The following is a 9,187-nucleotide window of genomic DNA, read 5'->3' as shown; positions in this document are numbered from 1 at the left end:
TGTGGCGAAAGTGCCGGCGCACGCCGGCGGACGCCAACACGGGTCGGGTCGGCAAGGCGGCCGTATGCCCCCCGGCAAGAGCGACCAGTAGGGTACAATTATATAAAAAATTCGATGTATTGACAGATCAAACATCAGAACTTAGTATCGTCAGATGTACCTGGAGCGTCAGCTCGCCAAGCCACTGGCGCGGGCGCTGGCCGGTTTCCCGGCGGTGTTGGTCACGGGCCCGCGGCAGGCGGGCAAGACCACCTTTGTCAAGCATGAACTGCCGCAAGCAACGTACGTCAGCCTAGACGATCCGGTAGCCTCGGCCTTCGCACGGGAGGATCCACGCGGATTCCTGGCGGCACATAGGGAGCCCGTCGTGCTCGACGAAATTCAGCACGCGCCTTCTCTGCTCGCCCAGCTGAAGGTCGCCATTGACGACAACCGTTCGCGCAAGGGACGGTTCTTGCTGACCGGCTCTCAGCAGTTCGCGCTCATGCATGGTGTGAGTGAGTCGCTCGCGGGACGGGTTGCGGTACTTGACCTCCTGCCAATGAGCTTCCCTGAGCTTGCCGCGCTGCCACCGAGAGCGCTCGCGGATGCGGTCTGGCTTGGCGGCTACCCCGAGCTGCAGTTCGAGCCTCGTGCGCGTTCGCTATGGCTCGGGAGTTATCTGCGCACCTATGTCGAGCGCGACGTACGCACGCTTGTGCAGGTCACCGACCTCGGACTTTTTGAACAGTTCTTGGGGCTCGTCGCAGCGCACCACGGCCAGGAGCTGAATCGAGCCAAGCTCGCCAGTCACGTCGGCGTCTCGCAACCGACCATCAAACGCTGGCTGGACGTGCTGGGCACGTCCTACGTCGTGCTCGCCCTCTTGCCCTATTTCAAGAACTTCGGCAAGCGACTCGTGAAATCACCCAAGGTGTACTTCTTGGACTCCGCGCTGGCGTGCCACCTGACACGACAACCGAGCGCTGCGGCCGCGCTGGCAGGCTCCATGGGTGGAGCGCTCATGGAAGGCTGGGTCGTGTCCGAAGCGTACAAGGCCTACGCAGCACGCGGTCTCGAACCCGGGGTCTACTTCTGGCGTTCGCACGACCAGCTTGAAGTGGACCTCCTGCTTGCGGTGGGAACCCGGCTCTTGCCGGTAGAGATCAAGAAGACAGCCACACCGACATCCTTGCAGACCCAGGCGCTCTCGAGTTTCTGCGCGCTTGCGGCCGACGTCGCATTCCCAAGCGGCTGGTTGGTCTGCGCAGTGGAGACGGAGACGGCGCTGGCGCACGGTCACCTCGCCGTCCCATGGCACGCCTTCACAGGGAGGCTTGCAGCGCTCCTGGACGCTGAATCGAACGCGGCTACCGGCTAAAGGCGTTGCCGGGCTCCACCGTTATTGTCTCTCCTCGGGGATGGGTGAAAACCCTCGCCTTTGGGCGAAGCCTTCAGGAGGCGTAGCCGAAGCGGACCATCCCCCGCATGAATGCGGGGGTTTTGACTTGGTTTCGTGAAGGACCACCGCCTGAAGGCGGCGGCCTCGAACGGCCGTCCCTGGTTGGCGGCGCTGCGAACACCGCTTTCCAAGGACTCCGCTCCACTCTCGAGAGCCTACTCCGTCGCCTTGGGCGATCCGGATCGGGTTTCGCTGAGATCGAGGGTCCCATATTGGGTCCCACGCAAATGACGCGGTTGGATCCAGAAAGGACGCTATGCTGTGGAACCGGCTGGAATCATGCGTGTTTCCAGAGCACTCCCGGGAGGATTCGAACCTCCGACCAATGGCTTAGGAAGCCACTGCTCTATCCAGCTGAGCTACGGGAGCAGTGAAAGGGTTTGCCCTTTAGCAGCGTCACCGGCGCGAGTCCAGAGCTGCTATAGCAGCAGGGTAGCCGAGGCTCCGCCGGGGCGCGATGGCGCCGGCTCAGATGACGCGGTCGTGCAAGCGCTCGCCACGTTCGAAGCGGCGCAGATTCCCTACGAAATGCGCGATGATGCGTTCGCTTTCGTCAGCGTGACCGCCGGCGCTGTGGGGCGTGACGAAGCAGTTCGGGGTGTCCCACAGGGGGTCGTCTGGAGGAAGAGGCTCGGGCTGCGTGACGTCGAGGTAGGCGGCGGCGGGCCGTCCCTGGCGCAACGCGGCAAGCAGCGCGGATTGATCCACGGTGCTGCCACGTCCGATGTTGTAAAAGCACGCGCTAGGCTTCATCGCAGCGAACAGTTTTTGGTTGAAGAGGGCCTGCGTGTCGGTGTTCGCCGGCACTTCCGCGGGCCCTAAGCCAGCGGAAAGGGCTTTACACCGTCAAGCATCGGCTCGTCGAGTGCTACCTTGCCCGCGGCGCTGGCCTTCAGCGTGAAGTCGGCGCTGCCACGCAACCGAGCACCTTCTTCCCCGCGGTCCACGATGGGAGGCTCGATCGTCACCAGCGTGGCTTTCACTTCGGTTTCCTCGACGGCGATGACGCCATAGCCTCGAGCGTGGGTGTCGACGAAACGCAAATGTGGATTGACGTCCATCTTGCGCGCCGCTTCGACTTGCGCGAGGTCGTGGGTGTTGGCCGCAACGTTGGCCGCCCGGCTTCCGTAGCGAAGCAACGTGTTGAGGTTGGGTACGTTCGCAGGCTTACCCCCAAGCGGGCGCGAGTCGTAGGTGATGACGCGACGGATCGCTTCCTGGTCGGGTACTACGCTGCCCCCTGCCACTGCGGAGAACAACGAGTTCGACGCCACGCCCGCCGTGGTAAACTCGGCCAATACCGGCGCCGGTGCAGCCGCATCGAAATCGTCGTAGATGATCCCGGCGAAGTGCCCGTGGTGGTCACCAGAAAGCGACACCACGTTGCCGATGCCCTCAGCCAGTAGGTAGCTCATGAGCTCGCGTCGCTCGCTGGGGTAGCCATCCCATGCGTCCGCGCTGATCAGGAGGTCTCCCACCAAATTGCTCACCAAAGGCACGTCGCTGGCGTCAAGCCGCAAGCGCAGGAGCGGAATAGGATTGGCCCAGAGCTTCCAGGTGGCAGTGCTTTGCTTCATGGTCTGCTTCCACCATTGCTTTTGAGCCGAGCCCAAGATCGTCCCCGCCGGGCTGCTTCTGCGAGGATTGTCGACCGCTCCAACCCTTTCCGGGGGCATCCCCCCGTTGGCCGTCTTGCCGGCGTCAAGCGCTGCCACGATCTCGAGCGGCACTGCGACGCGTGCGTTGAAGAGCAACGGGTTGCTGGCAGAGGTTTCTTCGGGCAGCGCGTGATCGCTTCTGTAGGAGCGCACGTCGCTCAGCACGAGCTGCAGGTGGCGGCCAAAACGCAGCGTGCGATAGATGCGAATCGTGTCGAGCGCGGCTTGATTGTTGGCTTCGGTAACGTAGTTGTCCGGGCCGGCTTGGTCGTACGGCGCATCCTCGACTTCCGTGAACACGAAGTCCCGGGCTGCGTCGCCGAGATCGGACAGGACGGCCGGAACGTATTCGAACCAAGCCTGGTTGGCCGCCACTTTGCGTCGCTGCGAGGGCTCGTCGGTGCTCTTGTCGTTGGTGTAGTTCGCCTGCGTTTGCCAGGCGTCGTTGCTGAACTCGTGGTCGTCCCACACGCACACGAACGGCCAGCGTGCCCGGGCTTCCTGCAGATCCGGATCCGAGAGCACGGTCCGGTACAGGTGGCGGTAGTCGTCCACGGTTTGGGCGAATTTCGTACCAGGCCGCCGTCCCCCGCCGCCTGGAAAAGGTGGCACTTCACGCCGCCGGCCGATCTCGTCAACCAGCTCGACCGGCTTCAGGTGTTCGTCGACGGCGGTCTGGAAACCCTCAGCGCGTGTCTCGTAGATGAAGTCGCCGAGGTGGAGCACGAAGGCTACTTGCTCTGCCTCGGGCCGTTTCTCGTCGTCGTTGACAAGCCGCCGGTAGGCACCGTAAAAGCCCGCGGAGTAGTCCTGGCAGGATACCCACGCCAGTCGCAGCGGCGTGTTGGCATCCGGGGCCGGCGCGGTACGGGTGCGTCCCAGGCGGCTAACCTCTTGGCCGGCGCGAAAGCGGTAGTAGTAGGTAGTCGCGGGCTCCAAGCCCTCTACGAGCAGGCGCACGGTGTGATCGCTCCTGGCGTCGACCTCGAGCTCTTTGTCGAGCACAAGCGACTGAAACGAATCGGAAAGCGACACCTCGGCCCACAGGCGTACGGGACCGCCGGCGGGCTCGTGCGCTTCGACCCGGGTCCAAAGCAAGACCGAATCGGCCCTGGGATCGGCCGATGCAACGCCTTGAGGAAAGGAGAACGCAGCTTCGCCTGCGCCTCCCGGCTTGAACGACAGATCGTTGTTCGTACAGCCAGCCAGCGACGTGACGCCGGCGCTCGCGACGAAGCAGCCGGCACTCTTGATGAAGGCCCGCCTGCGCATGGTGCACCTCCGAAGTCTAAGGACCATCCTCCGATGGTCTGCCAACAGGCTTGCAGAGCACGTGGACCCCGTGGATCCGGCGTTCTGCCGCGCTGCTGGCCTCTCTGTGGAACGCTCGTGAATTCACAAGCTTGGGGGCCCGTCCAACCGTCCAGGAATGGCTTTGCTCATTTCGTCGGCTCCGACCACCGCTGGCTTCGTTGCTTCTCCTCAACATACCACCAGTACTCCCCGTAGTCGCGCCTTGCCAGCGACGCCCGGCCCTCGCCGATCCGGAAAGGCTACTTTTTGGACGGGCCCTCAGAGGTGCTCGACGTCGAGTGGGGCGCCTTCGAGCATGGCCACCTGACAGCCAATCGCACTGCTGGACGGCATGCAAGCCGGCGCCGAGCCTCGGACAGTGCGGGGCGCGTTTGGGAAACACCCGCAGGTGGGCTGATGGGCCCGGCATGCGCACTCTTCGTGCGCCCGATCAGCCGGAACGGTCGCGTGCGTCCTGGCAAGCAACTGGCCGCGACGGTTGCGGGAAGCCTTGACCATCTCCTCGGAAAGCGTCAAGGATCGCCCGACCCAAGTTCCTAGCTAAGGGCCCGCGGAAGAACAACTCATCCATTTCGCCGGTTCTGACCACCGCTGGCTATGTTGCTCCTCCTCGAAGTATCCCCAATACTCCTCGTCGTCGCGCCTCGCCAGCGGCGCCCAGTCCTCACCGAAACACCCGAGTTATTCTTCCGCGGGCCCTAAGGAGCACACGACGTATGAGCAGCTACTCGGGAACAGCCGTCGCCGAGGGGCCGCCCGAGCACAACCAGCATCTAGTGGAGGATATCCGCGTTCCACGCGGTATTCGAGCCGGCACGGCCTAGCCCGCGAGCGATATGGCTAGGCGTCGGGTCAGAATGACTTTGCCAGATCGGTTTCGAGGCACCTGGCCGGCAAGGCGCCCACAGTCGCCAGGCGGCAGTAAGCTGGCCGAGAGCACCAGCCCCAGCCGGGATCGCGGTGGACGGGTGGGGCGGTCATGAGTGGGCAGCCGTTGGCATCGCCCCGGCGCGCCGAGCGTGTGTGGGAACGGCGTTGGTCGCTGAGCCTCCGGGCGCGAGCGGCTGCCCCGGCGATCGGTGGAGCGGCCATCGTGGCAGGGTTCCTAGTCACTGCGGCACGCGGGCTGCGCTTCGCGCACGATTACGGGCTGGCGCACTGGCTGCACCACTACGAGTTCGGGTTCGTGACGCGCGGGTTGCCGGGCGCTCTGGTACGCCCTTTCCTGCTGGGCAAGGCACCGCAGGAAGTAAGGGATGTACTGAACTGGACCACGGCGCTGTGCTACTTCCTCTTTGCAGCGGCGTGCCTGTGGCTGGTCAAGGACGTGCGGCGGCACGCCAGCGAGCAGAGCCAGAGCGCGGTCGCGTGGACGTCGGCCGCTCTGTTTGTGTGCTCCGGCTTCGTCGTGTCGACTTCAAACTTCGTGGGCTACTTCGATCAGCTTCTGGTGCTGTCAGCGATCGTTTCTGTGCGCTTGATCGCCCGCGGGGCTTATCTTCCGATGTGCCTGCTGACAACGCTTACCTTTACGGTGCACGAGGCCTTTCTTGCGCTGGGCTTTCCGGCAGTCTGCCTCGCGCTCGTCTTTCGTGAGTATCAACGCCGCGGGAGGTTTTGGCAGAGCCTTGTCAGCGGATTGAAGTGGATCGCGGTCCCGTTGGCGGCGGCCGTATTCGTGCTGGGTTACCACACGGTGGCCAACGACCCCGCGCTGGCTCTCAAGCTCCAGGCGTCCATGAATGCGAGCGGCGCAATCGACCCGTATTGGTCCCGCTCGGGAGTTTACCACCTGCAAGTGACCCTGACGGAGAGCGCCGCAATCCAACAGGGACAGCTCACGAAGAACCTGACCAACTTCGATATGAACCTGGCTGTGATCCCGACGCTCGCCCTGCAGCTGCTGCTCGGGGGCTGGTTGATGAGCTCCGCCGGAGCCCGGACGCTGATACCACTTTATGTTGCTGCGCTGGTGGTCCCCTACGCGCTGGTCCCGATGGCCGCCGACTGGCACCGTTTTATTCCTTTCACGGTCTGCCAGGGCTTTCTGGCGCTTTCGGCGCTGCTGATGCTGGGACGTTTCAAGCGCCCGTTTCCGGCGCGGGCATTGCCCGGGCTGGTGTTTGCCGCGTGCGTGGCAGTCGGCAGTGCGCACGCGGCGGAGATGCCTTTGACGCTGGCGTTTCGCGATGGGCAGGGCCCTTTTTCGCGCCTTGCGGCGGTGAAGCATCGCTGCAGCAAACAGCTGTTTCCGAATTCGGATTTCTCCGACGGCTCACTCAAGAACTGGGCGCAGCAAGGGGCGTCCTTTGTTGGGCAGCCCGTCGCGGTCAAGTCCCGCCCGGACTGGCTCCTGGGCCTGGATTGCGAGGGTTACTACGTGGGGAGTTTCGATGCTGTCGGATCGAACGCGCCTGGGGACTGGAGGATGGGAAGCCTCGTCTCCAAGAACTTCCGGATCGAGGAGGACGAGATCAACTTCTTGCTGAGCGGCGGTATGGATTGGTTGCGCCTTCACGTGATCTTGATGGTCGAGGGGCTCGAGGTACGCCGCCAGAGCGGACGCAACAGCAACTGGATGCTGACCTACGTCTGGGACGTATCGGAGTACCGGGGCCGCAACGCTTCCCTCATCGTGGCCGACGCCTCGCCCGATCCCTGGGGACACGTTTCCGTGGCGGGTTTTTGTTACCGTTAGGAAATCTCGAGTTACCGGCTAACTCGAGACTCGGCGTTTGGAATCACCGGGAGTAGCATGTGGCTGGGGTAGCGGCCCGTATGGAGCACTCGCTGTTTCGCGATTCGCATTTGGGTGCTGCGGCCGAGAGGGGCATTGGTGTTGAGGTTTCTGTCGTACTTGGGAAACGCGCTCGAGGCGATTTCCACGCGAATGCGGTGACCGGGCAGGAAGGCTTGAGAGGTGTTCCACAGATCGATTTCGAAGCGGTAGATATTGCCGGGCTTGAGAAAGACCTCCTTGTCGAGGCCGCGCCGATAGCGTGCGCGTACAAGGCCGTCGCTCAAGCGTTGGGCGTAGCCGTTGGGCCATACGTCGAGCAGCTTGGCCGTGAAGTCCGTGTCGGGGGCGCTCGAAGACGCGTACAGCACCATGGTCAGCGGTCCGGTGACCTCCAGCCGCTGCTTCAGGGGCTCGGACGTATACACGAGGACGTCGTCACGGCGCTCCACCGCGCGGTAGTCGTCGGCGCTACCTATTTGGGAAAACTCAGGGTCCGTAATGAAGGGCACCGGATCGGCGGGATCGTAGCGGTAGCTGTCAGCCGGCTCCTTGCGCGGGCTCCGGCGTGACAACAGCCCGTTGCCAAAGCGGCTGTTGGCTCGACCCCGGCTGTGGAGGTAGTACTTCGTGGGCTTGGCGCGGGCTAGCGGCCACTCGTTCTCATCGCGCCAGCGGTTGTCGCCCATGACGAAGATGCGCACGGGGGGCTCGGCACCGATCCCGTCGTCCAGGCCCTTGAGCCACAGATCGAACCAGCGTCGCTGATAGTCCTTGAGATCGATGATGGCATTCTTGCCGAAATCGACCTCGGCGAGCTTGGACGTGGAGTTGACCCGGTGCGGCCACGGGCCCATCAACAGGCGCTGGTTCGCTCGCGCGTGGGCAGTCCCGCCACGCTTGCGCATGTTGGCGAAGTTCAGGGGGGTACCGACCTGCTCGTCGTCGTACCAGCCGGAGATGTGCAGCACCGGCACGCCGACCTGTTCGTAGCGGTTTTGGTAGCGAATCGGATCCCACCAGGCGCTCAGCCCCGAGTGCCGGATCTCCTCGTCCCAGGTTGGGATCGGCCGGCCCGAGGCGTCATCCATGTCGATCAGCGGAAGGTGATGGTACAGCTGGCTCCAGTTGACCCCCTTGATGTTCTGGTTGATACGGCCGCTGACATAGTGAAGCCAGCTCAGGTGCATGGGGATGGGAACACCCGTGGGCCATTCGACAAAGGGGTCGGAAGGCGTGACCAGCGCCACCATCGTGATCAGGTGGGGCGGCCTCTGCAGGGCCGCAAGCCATTGGGCGCGACCCAGGTAGGAGCCCCCGAGCGTACCCACCTTGCCGTTCGACCAGGGCTGAGCGGCCGCCCACTCGATGGCATCGTAGCCGTCCCGGCCCTCGTTGCGGTAGGGCACGAACACACCATCGGAGTCGCCGCGGCCGCGCACGTCTTGGTAGACGTAGGCGTAGCCCTTGGACGTGAAATAGCGAGCCTTGTCGAGAACTCGGTCAGACACCTTGTTGTACGGCGAGCGCACGAGAATCACAGGGTAGCGGCCGGGCGCAGTCGGTAGATAGACGTCGCTCGACAGCTTGACTCCGTCGCGCGTCGAGCACTTCTGGTCGTACAGGACCCGAAGAGGCTCGTGCGCGAGCGCCTGCGACGCCAGCAGGGAGGTGAGAGCCAGGGTCAGCGTGCGTAAAGTCATCGTGCCCGTCCCTGGGGCCTGGGGTTCAGGACACTAGTACCGCGATACGAGCACTAGCACTAGCCAGGGCGATCGAGTTCTCAGGGCGATCGAGTTCTAAAAATGCTGGACAAGAGCTTGAAAAGGTGATCGACCCTGTGTGCCGGGCATGGCGTCCGGCCCCAGGAGGTCGGTCGAATGCCACGGACCACACAGGCTCAGAGGGTCGAACAGGGCAATGAAGCCCAAGCGCTGGATTTTTTTCAACAAACGTTGGGTTCGTTACCCGACCCGCGGCGCCCACAGGGCGTTCGCTACCCGTTGCAGACGGTGGTCGTGACGGCGCTGATGGCGA

The 9,187-nt window shown here is 63.7% G+C and carries 5 protein-coding genes and 1 tRNA gene; 2 read left to right on the top strand and 4 right to left on the bottom strand.

Annotation, left to right across the window (positions count from 1 at the left end; genetic code table 11):
- The first annotated feature begins 154 nt into the window (after window positions 1–154).
- Complete coding sequence (locus MJD61_02465; protein ID MCG8554142.1) at window positions 155–1,360, top strand: ATP-binding protein; 1,206 nt, start codon at window positions 155–157, stop codon at window positions 1,358–1,360.
- Between the two features lie 376 nt (window positions 1,361–1,736).
- Here MJD61_02465 and MJD61_02460 read toward each other — a convergent pair.
- The 3 genes from MJD61_02460 to MJD61_02450 all read right to left on the bottom strand — a co-directional run bounded on the left by MJD61_02460 (window position 1,737) and on the right by MJD61_02450 (window position 4,371).
- Window positions 1,737–1,810, bottom strand: a tRNA-Arg gene (locus MJD61_02460).
- Between the two features lie 99 nt (window positions 1,811–1,909).
- Entirely contained in the window at window positions 1,910–2,194 is a 285-nt protein-coding gene (locus MJD61_02455) for a hypothetical protein (protein MCG8554141.1), read from the bottom strand.
- Window positions 2,195–2,259: 65 nt separating this feature from the next.
- Window positions 2,260–4,371: an alkaline phosphatase D family protein gene (locus MJD61_02450; protein MCG8554140.1), complete on the bottom strand. Its 2,112-nt coding sequence runs from the start codon at window positions 4,369–4,371 to the stop codon at window positions 2,260–2,262.
- A 1,021-nt stretch (window positions 4,372–5,392) separates the two neighbouring features.
- On the opposite strand from MJD61_02450, the gene MJD61_02445 reads away from it, so the two are divergent.
- Window positions 5,393–7,111 (top strand): hypothetical protein, encoded by a 1,719-nt coding sequence (locus MJD61_02445; GenBank protein MCG8554139.1) that lies wholly within the window; start codon window positions 5,393–5,395, stop codon window positions 7,109–7,111.
- Between the two features lie 11 nt (window positions 7,112–7,122).
- Here MJD61_02445 and MJD61_02440 read toward each other — a convergent pair whose 3' ends face one another.
- Window positions 7,123–8,853, bottom strand: a complete 1,731-nt coding sequence (locus MJD61_02440; protein ID MCG8554138.1) for a CocE/NonD family hydrolase — start codon at window positions 8,851–8,853, stop codon at window positions 7,123–7,125.
- Window positions 8,854–9,187 lie beyond the last annotated feature (334 nt).

The sequence above is a fragment of the Pseudomonadota bacterium genome (genome assembly GCA_022361155.1).
GTDB lineage: Bacteria > Myxococcota_A > Polyangia > Polyangiales > JAKSBK01 > JAKSBK01.
Note: the sequence above shows the minus strand (reverse complement) of the source record. Positions and strands in the feature narration are given on the sequence as shown.